Source organism: Pedobacter sp. P26 (assembly GCF_050632135.1).
Lineage (GTDB): Bacteria > Bacteroidota > Bacteroidia > Sphingobacteriales > Sphingobacteriaceae > Pedobacter.
This window is the reverse complement of the sequence record NZ_CP192574.1, coordinates 397,952-414,434: the sequence shown is the minus strand read 5'-3', so window position 1 is coordinate 414,434 and position 16,483 is coordinate 397,952. Positions and strand designations below refer to the sequence as shown.

Here is a 16,483-nt window from a genome sequence, read left to right as displayed (position 1 = left end):
CATGATAACCACCTTAATAAATATGTAAAAAAACAAATATAGAATTGATAAAAGACGTGTCTATACTATAATTTTTCGTACCAGAACCTAAATAAGGCTTAAATTTTAAATATGTGTCTTATAGCCCCCGGGTTTATTTCCTGATCGCCTTTTCCCAAATAACAGATTGTTTGCCCGAAAAGTAGCGGTATGCACCGGCAACTACCGCATAATTCATCATGCAGAAATAATAAGGAACAAATAAGATTTTCAATCTGATTTTCTTTTCTCCAGCCAAAGCCCGGAAAGTGCCATCAGGTAAAACAAGGTCTGCAGCAAAAACAGCATATCATATATTTCGCTCCCGCGCTGTGCTATCAATATGATATTACTGAGATAAGCAGCGATGAGTGCCAGCGGCGCGAGCGTCCACCTGAGCACACGGTGACTGATGTACTGGAAAGCAAGCACAGGGTCTCTGAAAGGGTTCAAAACCGATTTTAACCAGATAACCGACTGGATCCCTCCCGCACCAATCCTAACCTTACGCTTGAGTTCTTCACCAATATTTGCAGAGGACGTTTCCTGTGCGAAAGCTTTTGGTTCGTATCTGATGCGGTAACCTTTTTCTGCGATCCGCATCGAGATCATAAAGTCATCAAGTACACTTTCTTGTGGTACAGGTTGATAAAGTGATCTTCTGATGCTATATAATTCACCTGCTGCACCCACTACGGTATGAAGCTCTGAATCCCATTCTTTCAGTTTCGATTCATATTTCCAATAAATCCCCTCTCCGGCAGTAGCATCCGCGTGTTCATCAGCGTATACTTTTTTCTCCTGCAACCCCGCCGATACGTTCATCCGCATAATGTTTACAAAGATGGAACAGGGCATCAGTATTCAGGAAGGTATTGGCATCAGTGAAAACGACAAGATCAGTATCAACACGATCCATTACGCGATGTACAGCTGCTATTTTCCCCTTGCGATCGGAAGAATGCATCAGGTGAATCTGCTGATAACGCGCAACAATTTCTGGCGTACGGTCTGTTGATCCATCTGTAACAAAAATCATCTGGAGCTTTCCCGCAGGATAATGAAGAGCCAGGGTATTATTAATCTTTTCCTCGATAAAATCCTGCTCGTTGAAAGCAGCTACAATAAGCGTACAGGTTGGCAGCTCCTCATAACTGAAAACTTTAGGTATGCCGGGAGCAAATACACGTTTAACCAAAATCATAGAATATAGTAAAATCCCATAGCCGATATAGGTATAGAAGACCAGCAGAATAGAGATAATAAAGAGGATATGCATAAGATAATTATGTTTGGTATATGTTAAGTCTATTGAAATGAATTGGTACTGTTGCTAAGGTTCCAATAGACAGCCCTGCAGATGGCAGCGATATGCTTAAACTTGCCCCTGATCAGAAACCGTAAAAAATTTCTTGGAAACACAATCAGGCCAAAATAAATGCAGAACAGCACCTGTTTATAAAAAACGAAATGTTTTCTTACCAACAATATACGGTTTCTGTTCATATAATAAATTTTTAGTGGGCTATCTGCCCCAACAGAAACAGATTCCTTGTGGTAAATCAGGGCAGAGGTATTCACCCTGATCTTAAACCCTGCTTTCCGGATGTTCAGGCTCCAATCCATTTCTTCATAATAGAGAAAAAAGTTTTCCGCCATTAGCCCTGCGCGCTGACAGGCTTCACGGGATACCATCATTGCGGCACCATGTGCAAAAGCGGTGATAAAGACCCTCTGGTCATACTGCCCTTTGTCATCCTCGAACTGACCCACACACTGGTTTCTTGCGGTAATGGAGGTGAGTTCTGTGAAACCAACATACTGGATTTTCCCGGGATGCTCAAAATACCTGATTTTTGGGCAAACTATCCCTGTATCAGGAAAATCCTGAAAAGTCCCAACTAGTGTTTCCAACAGGCCAGCAGTAAATTCAGTATCATTATTAACCAGGAAAAGGTAATCTCCATCTGCTGCTCCTATGCCCAGGTTGTTTCCTCCTGCAAACCCAAGGTTCACCTCCGAGTGAATAAACTTAACCTGAGGATACCTGTCCTGCCAAATGGGAATAAAATTTTCACTGCTGCCATTATCAACAATGATGATCTCTATACTAGGGTAAGTGTTTGTTGTGAAAATGGAGTCCAGTAATTGCCCGGTTACCGCTGGCTGGTTATAATTTACACTGATAATGGAAATTTTTTTACCTGGCAGATTTTCAATCAGATTCATCATCGGTCGGTTACGCGTTTGGAAAGTTGTGGCCCATTTTTAAATAGCTCTTCTATCTGCCGGTTTTGAGTATTATCTGACGGTTACGGATTACCCTGCCCGTCTACTTGTTAACAATGATCAAATTTATAATAATAATAGCACTAAAAAGACTTAAAAGTTCAGTAAAGCGAAGCTATCTGGTAAATTTACGAACCAATCCAAATTATTTATCGCCATAATATTATCTTTACCACCGATTTACAACTGGGCGCTCTGCTGAAATGACCCGATTATTTAATAAAAAATTGCATTTATAAGTGTTCTGTTTATATCTTAGATTTTTTGAAATTTAGACCTGCATGCTCTTTAATTCCCTCAGTTTTTTTCTGTTTTTTACTACGGTCCTTCTACTTTACTATTTTTTGCCAAAAAAATATGTGTGGATGATGTTGCTGGCTGCCAGCCTGTTTTTTTACATGTGCTGGAAATGGGAATACATCTTTCTGCTCTTCTTCCCGGCAACCATAGATTTTTTCGTGGCTCAGACAGATAGAGAAAACCACACCGCAGCGGCGAAAAAGCTGCTCCTTTGCATCAGTATCGTCACCAACCTCGGGCTTCTTTTCTACTTTAAGTATTTTAATTTTTTCTGGACAGCATTAATACAACAGCTGTATTATTTGGAGGCCAGGCCTTATTGCATAGTGCGAAGATTCTTCTTCCCGTTGGGATCTCCTTCTACACCTTTCAGAGTATAAGCTACACTGTAGAGGTTTACCGGGGAAATATGCCTGCAGAAAAGAATTTTGGCAGGTTCGCTCTTTTGTATCCTTTTTCCCCCAGCTGGTAGCAGGTCCGATCAACCGTCCGCAGGTACTTCTTCCCCAGGTTAATAACCTAAAGCCGCTCGAGGCTGACAACCTGATTATTGGGGCCAGGAGAATATTGTGGGGGCTGTTTAAAAAAGTAGTGGTAGCAGACAGGCTGGCTTTTTTTGTCAACCTGGTATATAACAATCCCGAATCATACCATGGCTTATCCATCCTTTGTGCAACAATATTTTTTGCTTTTCAGATCTACTGCGATTTTTCGGGTTATTCCGATATTGCCATAGGGGTAGCCAAAATGATGGGAATTGATCTGATGAGAAATTTTAACAAGCCCTATTTCTCTTCATCTATACGCGAATTCTGGAGCAAATGGCATATTTCCCTGTCTACCTGGTTCAGGGATTATCTTTATATCCCATTGGGAGGAAATAAGGTTGGGATGAGCCGCTGGATATTTAACCTGTTCATTACCTTTCTGGTGTCAGGGGTCTGGCACGGGGCGAGCATAAACTTCATTATCTGGGGAGCACTGCATGGCCTGCTGATCTCGCTTGAATCCTTAAATCAGCGAAAGAAGTTCTTCAATTTTAAACTCCCGCTATGGATGGGTACACTCTGGACATTCTCAGCGGTATGTTTTGCATGGATCTTTTTCAGGGCAAACAACCTCCATGATTCCTTCACCATCATCAAAAATCTTTTTGACTATGGTCATTCCTTTATCGCAGAGGTAAAGCAATCAACGGGGACTGATCTTTACAACTTTGCTGTAGGCTTCCCGCTGATATTCCTACTGCTCATTTTTGAAGGCTTTTGGGGAAACCGGAAGGTACAGTATTATTTCTATGCCTACCGGTCGGTACGCTTTTTAAGCTATCTTACTCTGATCCTCCTCATCGCGATGTTCGGGGTACTGGTATCACAGAGCAGTTTCATTTATTTTCAATTCTAGCCATGAAGAATTTTTTATTCAGCTATTTAAACTAATCCTGATCTGCTATCTCATCTTCTGGTTGCTGGATGAAGGTTTTACTTATGTATTTCAGAAAGGCAATTACACCAAGATCCAATGGCTGGACAAGATCAGCAACCGAGACTTCGATTTTGCCGTTCATGGAAATTCAAGAGCGTATACCTCACTTGATCTAAAAATGATAGAAGAACAGACGCATAAGAAAGGGATCAATATTTCAGTAGACGGAAGTTCGATCACCGACCAGTACCTGATGCTAAAGCTATTTATATTAAAAAATAACAAAATCAAAAAATTATATCTGCAGATAGACCCCTTCTCATCAAATACAGAAGAGATTTTTGATTTTGCTGTTCCTAAATTTTTTCCATATCTCAAAGAACCCGTGGTATTTGACCATTTCAAACAGTTTGGCTATGAATGGTATGCTTACAGGTATATACCCTTTTACAGGTATGCCAAATACAATACGCTATGGGGAATTCACGAGGTAATTAATGACGGATTTAACATCCTGCCCCAGGATTTCGACAGCTATGGAGATTTCTTCTATCCTAACGCCGGCTATAAAGGGCCCACGAAGCTGAGAGACCTGACTTTCGAATTGAAAGGGAAATACAAATTCCTGAATGACATCATTGCGCTCTGTAAGGCTAATAAAATTGAGCTTATCCTATTTACCGCACCTGTAGCCGACATTAAAATTGATGAGAAGTATAAACAGAATATAGCTGAATTTACCCTGCAGATGAGAAGGGATAAAGGGGTTGAATATTTAAATTTTGGAGACATTTATAAGCATGATCCAACATTCTTTTATAACGAAATCCACATTAACCAAAAAGGTGCAGAAGATTTCACAAAACGTATGATGCCTGTTTTTGCAAGGTAATGAATATTGCCAGCTGCTGGCCTTAATTCATTTACCCTTTCAGAAAATTAACCGCCAAATACTCTTGATATTCTTTTTAAAGAGCCCTTTATCAGTCCCCCGTCAATCTGTATTCTTCTGTCGGTGGTCCATGTCAGCGCCCTGATATCGGTAACCAGGTGGAGTTTCCCGAAGCCCTTATCGCGCAACTTTAGTGCGAGCCAGCCATCCTCATTCGTTCCCTCTGGATGGTCAAAACCGTCTACGGCAATTCCCTGCTCCCGTCTAAAGCCCGAATTAAATCCATAAACATTTACGGCCTCGTCTTTAAAAACCTTGTTGATCCATCGTGAAAATCTTGCCACGTGCTCATAAATGAAATAGGTTCCGCGACCTGTTTCTGCAATAGGCAAAAAGCGAATCTTCCGTAGGTAAGTGAAACCCCTGCATTCTCCAGGGGCCTGGTCATCTGTTCGATCCAGTCTGCAGGATAAATGGTATCAGCATCAGCGTTCAGTATGTATTTACCCCTGGCGACGGCAAGACCTGAATTACGTGCAAAAGTTATTCCCTGTCTGCCCTCCAGGATACATTGTACACCGGTGCTCCTCACCAGAGCTTCCGTGTCATCAGTAGAATTATTGTTCACTACAATAATTTCCACCACTCTTTTTGTTTTATTGGCAGCCAGAGAGGCAAGAGTAGGTAGAATATTATCCTCCTCATTAAATGCCGGCATCACCACCGAAACTTCCGGGATACCATTAGAAATCGTTTGGTAAGCAGCATTAGCCTTAGCGCCCAACTCCTCCAGGGTAAACCGTTTATCAATAAACTGGGTAATATGTTCGGGAACTTTTATTGGCCACATGGTTTGAATTTTAAAACACAATATTAAATAAATACTTCAATAGTTTTAATGCATCGGTTATATTTGATCACGCAACCAGGATAAAAACTGCAAATTTTAGAGCATTGAGGTGTAAAAGATGAATAACAATTTTAATTCCTTAAATTTGCACGTTCTACCGAAACAAAAAGCCTCTAATTCAAACGAATGTCCAAACAAAGAGAAACTATCCACATTGTTATAGCAACGGATAACCACTACGCAATTTTATTGGCACCCTTGATCAGATCGGTACAGGTCAATCACAAAACCGGTGAGCAGATTGCTTTTGCGATTATTGATAACGGAATTTCCAGGATAAACCTTCAAAAGCTGAGATCAATGGTTGACGGGAATGATTATATCCTCACCTTTCATGATATGCAATCGGTACTTCCGGAAGGCATCCACCTTCCCCTGGACGGTACCGGGATGCCGCAGATTACCTATATGCGTATGTTTGCTCCTTATATTGTAGGCAGTAGCGCAAAACGTGTAATCTATCTGGATGTTGACATGATTGTGAACAGGGATATCGCTGAGCTATGGGCGGTGGAACTGGATGGCAGGACCGTTGGCTGTGTACAGGACCATTCGGCAACGGTAAGTTGCGAATGGGCAGGAATACCCAACTACCGGGAACTTGGGCTCGATCCGGAGACAAAATATTTCAATGCAGGCCTGCTGGTAATTGATATCGATAAATGGAAAAAAGAAAATATCCCGCAAAAAATACTGACCTGCGTGGAGGAAAATAAAGATTCGCTACTTTTAGCAGATCAATACGCCCTTAATGTGGTTTTCGCCAATAGCTGGAAAGAGCTCGATCACCGTTGGAACTGCAAAGCCGGTGTGGATGTAAAGGATCCCTTTATCATGCATTTTATTGATATTAAGCCGATATATTCATCTTACAATGGAAGTCAGTTTTACAAAAATGAATTTTTCCGCTATCTTAAAATGACACCCTGGGCAGACTTTAAAATTGTTCCCAATTATGTAAGGATTTTTAGAAAAGGGTTTTACAAAGTAAAAAAAACAGTCAAAAAAATCTTTGCTTTGAAATAAAATAATAATTTTATCAATGTTCACCATCCGTTTTCGTCAACTGCACCTTTAAAAGGTCAAAAACCGGAAGCGGAAATCTTTTCCAGTTAACACGATCAATACATGCAGTCAGAAGAGTTCAATTTTTCACAGGTCACCTTGCTGGTCACCCATTACAATAGGCCTGCATCTCTGGCCAGATTACTTTCCAGTTTCGCTTCACTGGGCTGCAGGTTTGGGGAAATTATCGTATCCGATGACTGCAGTACAGCCGAAAATCTCCTGTTGGTAAAAAAGCTCGGGGCAGAATTTGGATTCAGGCTCATTACCACGCCAGCTAATGCCGGACTCGGAAATAATATCAATAAAGGACAACGAAATGCGACCCTTCCACTGACACTTTATGTACAGGAAGATTTCGTTCCGCTCGCCCTGTTTCCGGAGAAACTCTCTGCATCAATCCGTTTTATGCAGGATGACCCTGCTCTGGATATCGTTCGGTTTTATGCCTATCAGCGTTTTCCATTTTTGAAAACATTTGCCCAGGGGTTTTCTGAAATGTATTTTAACCCTGCAGACATCTGGAGTACCTATAATAAATTCTACCTATACAGTGACCATCCACACCTTAGAAGAAGTGACTTTTTAGAAAAATTTGGAAACTATAAGGAAGGGGTTAATGTGGAAAAGGCGGAATACAGTATGATGATGTCATTTCTCAAACGCAAGGGCAAAGGATTATTCTATGAGGATTTTAAAGGTCTTTTTGAGCAAAAAAACTCAAGTGAAGAGCCCAGCACCTTTAAGCGGAACTGGAAGAGACATCCCTCCAATATTCTGATAGGAGTGGCCAGGCACCTTTACAGGCACATTAAATTCAACCTCAACTATTATTTTTAAGATTGGCCGGCACAGTCTTGTCTTTTTGATTAATGTTAACTTTATCCAGTAGGTGCCAGCTAAAATTAAGTAGTACCCTGGCTGGCATTAAAACAGAACAATGAGAGTGGCTACAAAACACCGTTTGACATGCTAAGGAAAATGATTATCAAAATTTTAGGTTTATATACAAAAATCCGGCACTATAACGTTCCCGCGAGTTACCGTTATTTTTTCAGGGATACCTATCTTTGCCAGGTGATCCAGTGGAAATACCTGATCAGGGATTATGTGATTAAAAAACCCTATAAGAAAATAAGCTTTAGCGGGGAGTTTACCCCTGACATCGCCTTTGCACTTCCATTTGCATACTGGCATTTCAAAAACGGGACTTTATTACAGACCGAGGGCGCAAAATATACCTCCGAACTGTATTTCTTTTCAGCAGACCATCTTGAAACTTTTGCCACCCGGACAACAACCGGAAACTATAATTTTGAGACACCGAGGATTCTTTATAGCCAGAATTACAACATGCGCAAATGGGCGCGGGTTCCTTTAAAAGAGATATATCACAATAATATCTACAGTTATCACAAGCCAATACTGATCATTGCCAACCGATACAATATGGAGTGGGATGGTCCGCCAGTCAGTTTTCTCAGCATAGCACTTTTAGATGAACTGTTTAACAGCTATAAATCCGAATACCAGATTATTTACAACAGGCCCAGACCGGAAAATATTACAAATGACAACAGCGATATTTACGATTTAGATGAATACGACTGGATAGAACGGGAGCACCCGGAAGTGCTGTTGATGGAAAACCTGTTTAAACAAAACCTGGGCAAGGCAAAGAATTTTAACCACTTCCAGTTGATGGTTTACGCAAATGCGGAACATTTTATATCCACACACGGCGGAACAGGTGCATTGGCAAGCTATTTTGGAGGCATTAATATCCTTCTGTCTAAAAAAGGGCCTGAACATTACTTTGGTTGTTTCACAAAACTCTATCCTAAATTTTCAGGCGCAGAGATACACCATGCAAAGAGTGACCAGGATGTGCTGGATCTTGCAGAAAGACATTTAAGAGGCAAATCATTATATCCAAATCAGGCTAAATGAGCGGGACAAAAAATAACTATTGGATTAAATCCGGGATTATCAACATCCTGCAGAACTTTTCAGGCACGCTGATCAACCTGGCGATATTTTTCGTACTGGTAAGGCTTCTTACAAAAAACGATTATGGGGTATGGGGAATTTTTCTTCAGACGGTTACTATCCTGGAAATCATTCGCAATGGCCTTATCCAGAGTGCACTAATCAAATTTATGTCCGGGTCTGAAAAGAAAGAACATTCAGACATTTTTTCTGCTACACTAACCATAAGCGGGAGCCTTACAGTCCTTTGCATTTTATTGAATCTGATCTTCGCCGGGTATCTCTCCAGGCTGCTCAAAGCACCGGAACTTGAACCCATGTTCCATCTGTATAATATTGTATTTATTTTTTCAGGGATCCTGACCCAGTTCAACTGCATCGAGCAGGCCAACTTTAAATATACAGGTGTTCTTTTCAGCGGCCTGGCCAGACAGTCTGTGTTGTGCCTGTTTCTTTTCATCTGTCTTTTTTTCACTTTAAGACCGACCTGATCACCCTGGTTTATGTACAAATTTTAGCTGTACTGGTTAGTATCGCCATCTCCTGGGCCTATGTAAAAAATTTCATCAGCTTCACTTATAGGTTTAGTAAGAATTGGATCAGCCGGATATTCCATTATGGCAAGTATGCATTCGCCACTTCGGTCAGTTCCATTCTCTCTGGCACGATAGATCAGTGGATGCTTGCAGGTATCATTTCCCCGGCTGCCTCCGGCTCATTCAATATTGCAGTGAGAATCGGTAATCTCATCGATATCCCAACCAATGCTGTGGCCACTATTGTGTTTCCACAAAGTTCAAAACGCATAGAAACTGAGGGTAAGGAGGCCATTAAATATCTTTATGAAAAATCAGTAGGCACAATCTTAGCCATGGTAATCCCCGCGATCATCTTTATCTATCTTTTTGACGGACTGATCATCAGGCTTTTGGCCGGGGACAAGTATGCCGATACCGTTCCTATACTTAACATCACGTTACTTTATTGCATATTCGGCCCCTTTGGCCGGCAATTTGGGGTAATTATTGATTCTATCGGTAAAACCAGGGTCACTTTCATCATTGTAATTGTCAATACCTGCGTAATTTTGATGCTGAACTATTTCCTCATTCATCGATATGGGGTAATCGGAGCTGCGTACGCCACGCTTATTGCCAACATCTTCGGTTTTACCATATCTCAGATTATTCTGTGGAGAGAGCTCAAGGTAAATGCACTCAATGCATTTATTTACGCTTATCGTTTTTATCCGGAATTCATCAATAAATATATATTAAAAAAAGCGAAGTTATGATCGGAGTAAAATTTATTGGAAGGCTTGGAAACCAGATTTTCCAATACGCTTTTTTCAGTACTTAAAAACAAACAACAAAGAAAAATCATTTTTTTTTGTAAATCCCCATCATGCCTATCTGAGCAGATATTTTGATCTCGGGACTTTCCAGAACCTGACCTTATCTTCAAAGCTTTATTCGGTATATACCCGGATTTTACCAAAAATATTAAAATTCAACGAGATTTACATTGAAAGTATCCAGGTTCCACGCCCGGTAGAAGTGAAGGAACAGACCATCTACAAGGGCTTCTTCCAAACCGATTTTTATGTCAGGAATATCCCACAGGGATTCAACATACCAATCAAAAAAGAATTCACCGAGCGTTTTGAGGCGGAGTTCGGAGCTGTTTTCCGTACGAAAAAAACTGTTGTTGTCCACATCAGGAGAACAGATTACCTGAACTATGGCAAAAGAGACATATCCCTGCCAATGTCCTATTTCAGAACCAGGCTGGATGCCCTGGGCGATACAACAGACTGTGTGATCTATTTTGTTAGTGATGATATCGAGTTCGTAAAAACCTACTTTGGCGAACAGCCCAACTATATCTTCTCATCAAATAATGAGATAACGGATTTCCAGATTATAAAAAATGCCGACATCGCCATTATTTCCAACAGTAGTTTTGCCTGAGTGGGCTGCATATCTGTCAGAAAAAAACAATACCGTATATGCACCCAAAAACTGGTTAGGCTTCCGCATTGGCAAGGAGCATCCAAAAAGGGTGATGACAGATAAATTTATCTGGTGCGACGTATTGACCGGGGATTAATTTAACAGAAACGGATGAAGATACTTCATATAACGGCTTATATTACCGGCGGGGCAGGAATCGCAGTCATGCGTCTCCATCAGGCGCTTTTGGAACAAGGCATCGGGTCAGAGGTCCTTTGTATGTATGCCCTGGACGAGAATCTCTCACCAGGTGTCTACAGAACTGATCAAAAAAGACCATTTATTGACCGTGTGTTCCATAAAGTTGGCATAGACAGAAATACAAGAATTAAGGGGGACGGAAAGGTAAATATGAACTCTTTAGCTTCCCTTTTCCCATTACCGGTTGGAGCATGATGCCAGGGTAAAACGTGCAGACCTTATCCACCTCCACTGGATATCCGATTTCGTGGATATCCCTACCTTTTTAAAGCGATAAAAAAACCAATGGTATGGACCGCTCATGATCTAAACCCCATACTCGGCGGATTCCACTACGAACAGGACGTACTTCGCAATCCCGACTTCAGGGATCCGGAAGACCTGCTCCGCAGAAAAACAGGAGAGCATTCGCTCGTCCGGCATCCGATTTATTGCGAGCAGTAAGCTCACCATGCAAAAATCGAACAATATCTTCCTGGTGTACCATGCAACCTGATCCCCTGTGTTCTCGACATTGCCGGCTTCAGGCGAATTGACAAGGCTATTTCAAAGGAAGCGCTTAATATCCCCGGAGGTTCACTGCTATTGGGAACGGGCGCTGACGATCTCGGAAACTACAGAAAAGGTTATTGGCTTTTGCTTGAGGCGATAGAAGGATTAACACCTGATGAGAAAAAACTGATCACCATTTTAACTTTCGGGGCCATCAAAGCAAAAGTTAAGGATGATGCCGGGCCTGCCATTGATATAATCCGTTTCGAACCTGTGCATGATAAAAGATTCCACTCCTTGCTCTACAGTGCAATGGACTTTTTCATCAACCCCTCACTGGAGGAAACATTTGGACTTACCGGCACCGAGGCTATACTTTGCGGCACACCCCTTATTGCATCTGCAACAGGAGGAATGATCGATTATCTTGAGCCTGGAGTAAGCGGATATTTATTTAGTCCTGGTGATGCTGTTGAACTGCGTAAATTGATCAGGGCAGCAATAATGTCAAAAAAAGAAAAAGCGGTAACTTTCGGCAGCTGCAGGAAAGCCTCCTTGAATGGTACAAACTCAACGATCCCATAAGTAAACATATCAATCTGTACAGGGAAATGCTGACCTGAAGACAAACAGGTTAATTGTGCCCTGTTTTTTCGCGATAAAACCCGGCAATCAGACTACTCAGTTCGGACATACGCCTTGACCAGGTATTATCAGCAGCAATTGATAACCTGTATGCTTTAGCCTCCTGGCTGTCATTTGTCAGATAAAAAGAAATCGCTGCCGAAAATTCATCTGCATTGCGGCAATAGCGGACGGAATCAAAGGTAAACTCCAACAGATCCATATTAAAATCTGTCGAAATCACAGGCTTGCCGGTTCCCAGGTACTCAAACAGTTTAAGTGGAAAGATTGTTGCGCTCACTTCATCCTTTTTAAAGGGAACCATTGCAATATCGAACCCTTTCACAACTGCCGGCATCTCGTCATAGCGCACACTTTCGCGAAAATAAACATTCTTAAGTTCTTCGAATCTCGAGGGAACGAATTCCCTGGCAGTTGGTCCGACCAACACGAAGCTTTTATCGGGATTCATCGTCGCCACCTGCATTAGCATTTCAAAATCAATACGGCGTTCTATTGCCCCTAAATAGCCGATAACCGGGCCCGGGATATCAGATACGGACGGGTGGATCAGCAGATCCTGATCCTGGGCACGTGAAGAAACCGTCAGGTCAGCTGCATTGGGAATAAAGAAGGTCTGCTTTTTCTTTTTGATTTTGTCCCGGTAAAGTGCTTTACTTGTGCAAATCACAAGATCGCTGTTGTTAATGAGCAGATCTTCGGAAAGAAATCCATGTCTCTCGTCGTAGTCCGTAATGATAGGGTCGACACAGTGGTAAATCTTCAGTACCGCCCCGGATAGCATTGTGGAAACACCAGGATAGTGGAAATTAAATGAATTGATAAAGATAAATTCATCAATACCTCTTTCTGCCATGATACGGTTGATCCTGGCAGAAATCCTGCGTTCGTTCCACAGCAATAACCAGCGGTAAATGCGCCCTTCGGGCAAAAAATTAATAGAGAGCAGCAAAGGCAGAATCAAAATCTTTAAACGGGGAGATTCCGTATCAAGAATTCCACTGGCCCCCTTTTTGAAATGGGGAATCCTTAAGGAAATCTCTGACTGCTGATTTTTTTGAAGTAATCCTTGAGGGTATAGGGAAAATCCACATAGTACACCTCGTTATCTTGCGCCAGAAACTTTGCTGTATGATAACTGGTGGATTCAAATTTCCAGTCAAACCTGGTCGCACCCAATATCACAATTACCTTATCCTTTAGTTCCATATTAAAGTTATTACTTCACAAAAATTATCGCCTTTTCCACATAGCAGATATCTTCTGAGCGACCTTCGAAGGCCAGTTTTTATCCATAAAAGGCTTTTCAAAACACAGAAAAAATACAGCGCTTAATGCCAATACAACAGGAATAAACAGGGCCAGCTGCAAGAGAAGATTGATGGTATAATAACGTGTGAAGGTCAGGTATTTGCTAAACCTGATAAAGAATTCTGCAAAAGGGAGATGAATGAGGTATATGGTATAACACATTCCTCCAATGGCCATAATCCATCTATTGGTAATCAAACGGTTAATCAGGTTTCCTTTAAATGCGGCAATAAAAAAAACGAAAAGACAGATAACTACAGCCAATCTGTTGATGAACTCGAAACCCCAGCTCCACAGACCGATAAGCCCAACAAGAGCCAGTATAGCCACTATATCATAAATCTTGCTTTTCCTGATTGAAGCCCAGTCACACACATAAAGATCTGCCACCATAAAACCAATCAGAAAGTAATGAAGATGGCCCAGGATCGAAAGACTGAATGGTGGCAGATACCACTTAAAATATTGTTGCAGTAACATCAGAACCAGGATAAAGGCAATATTCAGACCACGTCTGAGCCCCTTTTTGCGTATTGCGAAGAAAAAATAGGAAAGAAAGGGAGCAAGGATATAGAACTGGATTTCAATTTCAAGGGTCCAGGTCGGGGGATTGAACGGAGACCAAACACCATAAAAGATAGCATGTGTATAAGTAATGTTGGCAAAATAATGCGGAAGATATTCAAAAAAAGATACATGGCGCTGAAAGACATAAACCAGGAAGAAAATACTGATCCAGAAAATATAGGGAGGTTCAAGCCGGGTTACCCTTCTCCAGAAATACTCTCCGATTCTGATCTTTTTTCCACCGGACAGGTGGTAGGAGGCAAATGGGAGTGCCAGAATAAACCCACTGATCACAAAGAAAATGTAAACGCCAAGGAAACCTCTGTAAGCCAAAAAATTGGCAAATGTATCCCCCCTGGGATTGATAAAATCGACAGCGGTATTTCGCTCAAACCGCTCATTTAAATGCTGTATGAGCACCGGAAGGATCGCAAAAAATCGCAATCCGTCAATTTCGCTGATGAGTTTCCTTCCAGAGGTGACCCTGGCCAGTTTATCGGGTATCGATTGTAGAAATTTATACATTATTCTTACTTTTCTTATATCCTTTGATAAAACCAAACACAAAAAAAACAACGGCGGGGATGACCAGGATTTCAAGTGGCATATCGAAAATTAATGATGTTTTTGAGGTTCAATTTTTTCCCATCCAGACTATTGGCCATCAGTACAAATGACCATGACATATAAAGGATGACAACTGACGGGAAGCCGTTCATTACCTCATTGGCATAACTGCAAAAAAACAGGCCCGCTGTGCCCGATGTCAGTGCAATGCACTTCACCTTGAGTCCTTTATCCTGGATATTCCATACGGTCCCACAACACTTTCCAATCATAAACATGATCAGGGAAAACCATATCACCAGTCCTACGGGGCCATACATTACCCAGATCTTGACCCAATAACTGTCGGGTGGAATGTTGGACAAATATTTCTCTGAATTAAACTTGATCCCGTTCAATCCTATACTTCCCACCCCCGCACCGAAGGGTTTATTCTTCATCAGCTCCTTCAATTTGGCCTGATTGATCAGCCTGGCATTGAAAGAGTCGTTTTGGGGGTCTACCGCCGTGCGTAACCTTACAATCTGGTAATTCCCACTTCCAATAGTCGTATATTTAAGGAATCCAAACATAGCCAGGACCAGCAGGAGTCCTGCAAACAGCACCTTAAAGTTTTTGCTCAAAGAAACAGCAAAGATACTCGCCACCACCAGTGCAAAAAATGCTCCCCTGGTACCGGAGATCAGCATCCCATAAAAGAGTATCATCCCGGAAATTCCCAATGAAACCTTTTTCCATCTTTTAAAAGGCCCCAAGGCCATAACGAAGGCTATCGCAGCCATTGCCGCCTGCGAGGCCCCAAACTGGCCTGCATCGGTATAAAACGAAAATACCCGGAGCCTGCCATCAATAATATGTGTGGTTGCCCCCCTTCATCAAGCCAGCGCTGCTCACCGGCAGAAACGCCCAAAAAGTATTGTTTTACCCCATAAAGGGTACCCAGAACAGAAAGGGAAATGATGACTATAAAAAAAACATCAAGGTCGCGCTTGCTCTTAAAGAGCAGAAACCCGAGGGGAGCAATCAGCAACCAGTTAAACGCTGTAAAACGCACCTCATTTAACCAGCCTAATAAACTGGCACCCTCGGGATTGACCAGTTCTATGATGTTAAGTGAAAACCAGATCAGCGCGATGATAACATGATCATTGCTGATTTCCTTCCATTTGATCTGTTTATAGTTATAAAGCAGCGAAAGCCAGGTAACTCCAAGTAAAACTTCCATTAAGGGACCAAAGGGTAACCCCGTGTTTTTCAATAAGCCCGCAATAAAGAAACAATACACCAGATAAGTGAGGAAACCTACTTTCGGATTGGAAAATAATGCAATCGTGAATACAATGCCCCCTGCAAATAGCAACGCAAAGAAAATGGCAAAATATTCAAGCTTAACGGTGAGCAAAGCAGAACCGACGGCAAATGAAAGCACAGCAGTAAGGATCACCAGCTTTCTTTTCATCTCATACGATAGGTTGGGCCAAATCATCTGCTGTTCTTTTTGAGGCTATGCCTGGTTGCCACGTTTGACTTATCAGAGACGATGGACCTGGCTAAGGATACAAACTGGTAAAATATAAATTTAGGAATATAAATCAGTGCCTTACGAATTTTTTTATCCGTTGTTTTGCTTAAAACCGGAATGAGAAAGCTGATTACATAGATGATCAGGGAAAAGAAAATCACCACGGCCAATAGCTGACTGGTAAATAGGCTGATGACCATTAATAAAACTGCCAGCGATAGGAATATAAACAGTGGAGGCCTCAACAGAACAGTGCCAAAGATAAGCTGATTGAGATT

At 41.7% G+C, this 16,483-nt stretch carries 20 protein-coding genes; 11 read left to right on the top strand and 9 right to left on the bottom strand.

The genetic code is table 11. From position 1 onward, the window contains the following. Positions 1–249 precede the first annotated feature (249 nt). From ACQ86H_RS02035 to ACQ86H_RS02025, 3 genes are read right to left on the bottom strand one after another with little or no spacing between them, the layout of a single operon-like run. Positions 250–843, bottom strand: a complete 594-nt coding sequence (locus ACQ86H_RS02035) for a glycosyltransferase family 2 protein (protein ID WP_431293696.1) — start codon at positions 841–843, stop codon at positions 250–252. After that, positions 800–1,297 (bottom strand): glycosyltransferase, encoded by a 498-nt coding sequence (locus ACQ86H_RS02030; RefSeq protein ID WP_431293695.1) that lies wholly within the window; start codon positions 1,295–1,297, stop codon positions 800–802. Before ACQ86H_RS02030 ends, ACQ86H_RS02035 begins: the two co-directional genes overlap by 44 nt. A 29-nt stretch (positions 1,298–1,326) precedes the next feature. Then, the gene (locus tag ACQ86H_RS02025) at positions 1,327–2,250 is read right to left on the bottom strand and encodes a glycosyltransferase family 2 protein (RefSeq protein ID WP_431293694.1); all 924 of its coding nucleotides are present in this window, start codon (positions 2,248–2,250) and stop codon (positions 1,327–1,329) included. A gap of 422 nt (positions 2,251–2,672) precedes the next feature. On the opposite strand from ACQ86H_RS02025, the gene ACQ86H_RS02020 reads away from it, so the two are divergent. The 3 genes from ACQ86H_RS02020 to ACQ86H_RS02010 all read left to right on the top strand — a co-directional run bounded on the left by ACQ86H_RS02020 (position 2,673) and on the right by ACQ86H_RS02010 (position 4,924). Next, entirely contained in the window at positions 2,673–2,987 is a 315-nt protein-coding gene (locus ACQ86H_RS02020) for a hypothetical protein (protein WP_431293693.1), read from the top strand. A gap of 85 nt (positions 2,988–3,072) precedes the next feature. Then, positions 3,073–4,011, top strand: coding sequence for an MBOAT family O-acyltransferase (locus ACQ86H_RS02015; RefSeq protein ID WP_431295513.1), 939 nt, complete (start codon positions 3,073–3,075; stop codon positions 4,009–4,011). Positions 4,012–4,072: 61 nt separating this feature from the next. Continuing rightward, on the top strand, positions 4,073–4,924 hold the full coding sequence (locus tag ACQ86H_RS02010) for a hypothetical protein (protein ID WP_431293692.1): 852 nt from the start codon (positions 4,073–4,075) through the stop codon (positions 4,922–4,924). A 47-nt stretch (positions 4,925–4,971) separates the two neighbouring features. Here ACQ86H_RS02010 and ACQ86H_RS02005 read toward each other — a convergent pair whose 3' ends face one another. After that, entirely contained in the window at positions 4,972–5,268 is a 297-nt protein-coding gene (locus ACQ86H_RS02005; RefSeq protein WP_431293691.1) for a hypothetical protein, read from the bottom strand. Continuing rightward, on the bottom strand, positions 5,217–5,774 hold the full coding sequence (locus tag ACQ86H_RS02000; protein WP_431293690.1) for a glycosyltransferase family 2 protein: 558 nt from the start codon (positions 5,772–5,774) through the stop codon (positions 5,217–5,219). The genes ACQ86H_RS02005 and ACQ86H_RS02000 overlap by 52 nt, the downstream gene beginning before the upstream one ends. A 186-nt stretch (positions 5,775–5,960) precedes the next feature. Between ACQ86H_RS02000 and ACQ86H_RS01995 the strand changes: the two genes are divergently transcribed. The 8 genes from ACQ86H_RS01995 to ACQ86H_RS01960 all read left to right on the top strand — a co-directional run bounded on the left by ACQ86H_RS01995 (position 5,961) and on the right by ACQ86H_RS01960 (position 12,178). After that, positions 5,961–6,860, top strand: coding sequence for a glycosyltransferase family 8 protein (locus tag ACQ86H_RS01995; protein WP_138818904.1), 900 nt, complete (start codon positions 5,961–5,963; stop codon positions 6,858–6,860). Between the two features lie 102 nt (positions 6,861–6,962). Further along, a complete protein-coding gene (locus ACQ86H_RS01990; protein WP_138818905.1) occupies positions 6,963–7,739 on the top strand; it encodes a glycosyltransferase family 2 protein in 777 nt (258 codons plus the stop codon). A 141-nt stretch (positions 7,740–7,880) separates the two neighbouring features. Then, entirely contained in the window at positions 7,881–8,849 is a 969-nt protein-coding gene (locus ACQ86H_RS01985) for a hypothetical protein (RefSeq protein WP_138820766.1), read from the top strand. Then, on the top strand, positions 8,846–9,379 hold the full coding sequence (locus tag ACQ86H_RS01980; RefSeq protein ID WP_431293689.1) for a lipopolysaccharide biosynthesis protein: 534 nt from the start codon (positions 8,846–8,848) through the stop codon (positions 9,377–9,379). Before ACQ86H_RS01985 ends, ACQ86H_RS01980 begins: the two co-directional genes overlap by 4 nt. Then, on the top strand, positions 9,331–10,182 hold the full coding sequence (locus ACQ86H_RS01975; protein ID WP_431293688.1) for an oligosaccharide flippase family protein: 852 nt from the start codon (positions 9,331–9,333) through the stop codon (positions 10,180–10,182). Before ACQ86H_RS01980 ends, ACQ86H_RS01975 begins: the two co-directional genes overlap by 49 nt. Before the next feature lie 262 nt (positions 10,183–10,444). Continuing rightward, the gene (locus tag ACQ86H_RS01970; protein WP_431293687.1) at positions 10,445–10,858 is read left to right on the top strand and encodes an alpha-1,2-fucosyltransferase; all 414 of its coding nucleotides are present in this window, start codon (positions 10,445–10,447) and stop codon (positions 10,856–10,858) included. A 153-nt stretch (positions 10,859–11,011) separates the two neighbouring features. Beyond that, positions 11,012–11,296, top strand: a complete 285-nt coding sequence (locus ACQ86H_RS01965) for a hypothetical protein (protein WP_431293686.1) — start codon at positions 11,012–11,014, stop codon at positions 11,294–11,296. Between the two features lie 390 nt (positions 11,297–11,686). Beyond that, complete coding sequence (locus ACQ86H_RS01960) at positions 11,687–12,178, top strand: glycosyltransferase (RefSeq protein ID WP_431293685.1); 492 nt, start codon at positions 11,687–11,689, stop codon at positions 12,176–12,178. Between the two features lie 49 nt (positions 12,179–12,227). Here the strand turns inward: ACQ86H_RS01960 and ACQ86H_RS01955 are convergent, their stop codons facing one another. From ACQ86H_RS01955 to ACQ86H_RS01940, 4 genes are all read right to left on the bottom strand, one after another. Further along, positions 12,228–13,190: a glycosyltransferase family protein gene (locus ACQ86H_RS01955; RefSeq protein ID WP_431293684.1), complete on the bottom strand. Its 963-nt coding sequence runs from the start codon at positions 13,188–13,190 to the stop codon at positions 12,228–12,230. Positions 13,191–13,471: 281 nt separating this feature from the next. Beyond that, entirely contained in the window at positions 13,472–14,641 is a 1,170-nt protein-coding gene (locus ACQ86H_RS01950; RefSeq protein ID WP_431293683.1) for an acyltransferase family protein, read from the bottom strand. 71 nt (positions 14,642–14,712) lie between these two features. Next, positions 14,713–15,465: an O-antigen ligase family protein gene (locus ACQ86H_RS01945; RefSeq protein WP_431293682.1), complete on the bottom strand. Its 753-nt coding sequence runs from the start codon at positions 15,463–15,465 to the stop codon at positions 14,713–14,715. Next, entirely contained in the window at positions 15,453–16,142 is a 690-nt protein-coding gene (locus ACQ86H_RS01940) for a hypothetical protein (RefSeq protein ID WP_431293681.1), read from the bottom strand. Before ACQ86H_RS01940 ends, ACQ86H_RS01945 begins: the two co-directional genes overlap by 13 nt. Positions 16,143–16,483 lie beyond the last annotated feature (341 nt).

Coding starts and splice junctions, on each gene's coding strand:
- ACQ86H_RS02025 (WP_431293694.1), bottom strand. CDS start 2,250: ATGATGAATCTGATTGAAAATCTGCCAGGTAAAAAAATTTCCATTATC.
- ACQ86H_RS02000 (WP_431293690.1), bottom strand. CDS start 5,774: ATGTGGCCAATAAAAGTTCCCGAACATATTACCCAGTTTATTGATAAA.
- ACQ86H_RS01985 (WP_138820766.1), top strand. CDS start 7,881: ATGATTATCAAAATTTTAGGTTTATATACAAAAATCCGGCACTATAAC.
- ACQ86H_RS02030 (WP_431293695.1), bottom strand. CDS start 1,297: ATGCATATCCTCTTTATTATCTCTATTCTGCTGGTCTTCTATACCTAT.
- ACQ86H_RS02035 (WP_431293696.1), bottom strand. CDS start 843: ATGAACGTATCGGCGGGGTTGCAGGAGAAAAAAGTATACGCTGATGAA.
- ACQ86H_RS02020 (WP_431293693.1), top strand. CDS start 2,673: ATGATGTTGCTGGCTGCCAGCCTGTTTTTTTACATGTGCTGGAAATGG.
- ACQ86H_RS01940 (WP_431293681.1), bottom strand. CDS start 16,142: ATGAAAAGAAAGCTGGTGATCCTTACTGCTGTGCTTTCATTTGCCGTC.
- ACQ86H_RS01950 (WP_431293683.1), bottom strand. CDS start 14,641: ATGTATAAATTTCTACAATCGATACCCGATAAACTGGCCAGGGTCACC.
- ACQ86H_RS01980 (WP_431293689.1), top strand. CDS start 8,846: ATGAGCGGGACAAAAAATAACTATTGGATTAAATCCGGGATTATCAAC.
- ACQ86H_RS01945 (WP_431293682.1), bottom strand. CDS start 15,465: ATGGCTGCGATAGCCTTCGTTATGGCCTTGGGGCCTTTTAAAAGATGG.
- ACQ86H_RS01990 (WP_138818905.1), top strand. CDS start 6,963: ATGCAGTCAGAAGAGTTCAATTTTTCACAGGTCACCTTGCTGGTCACC.
- ACQ86H_RS01995 (WP_138818904.1), top strand. CDS start 5,961: ATGTCCAAACAAAGAGAAACTATCCACATTGTTATAGCAACGGATAAC.
- ACQ86H_RS01965 (WP_431293686.1), top strand. CDS start 11,012: ATGAAGATACTTCATATAACGGCTTATATTACCGGCGGGGCAGGAATC.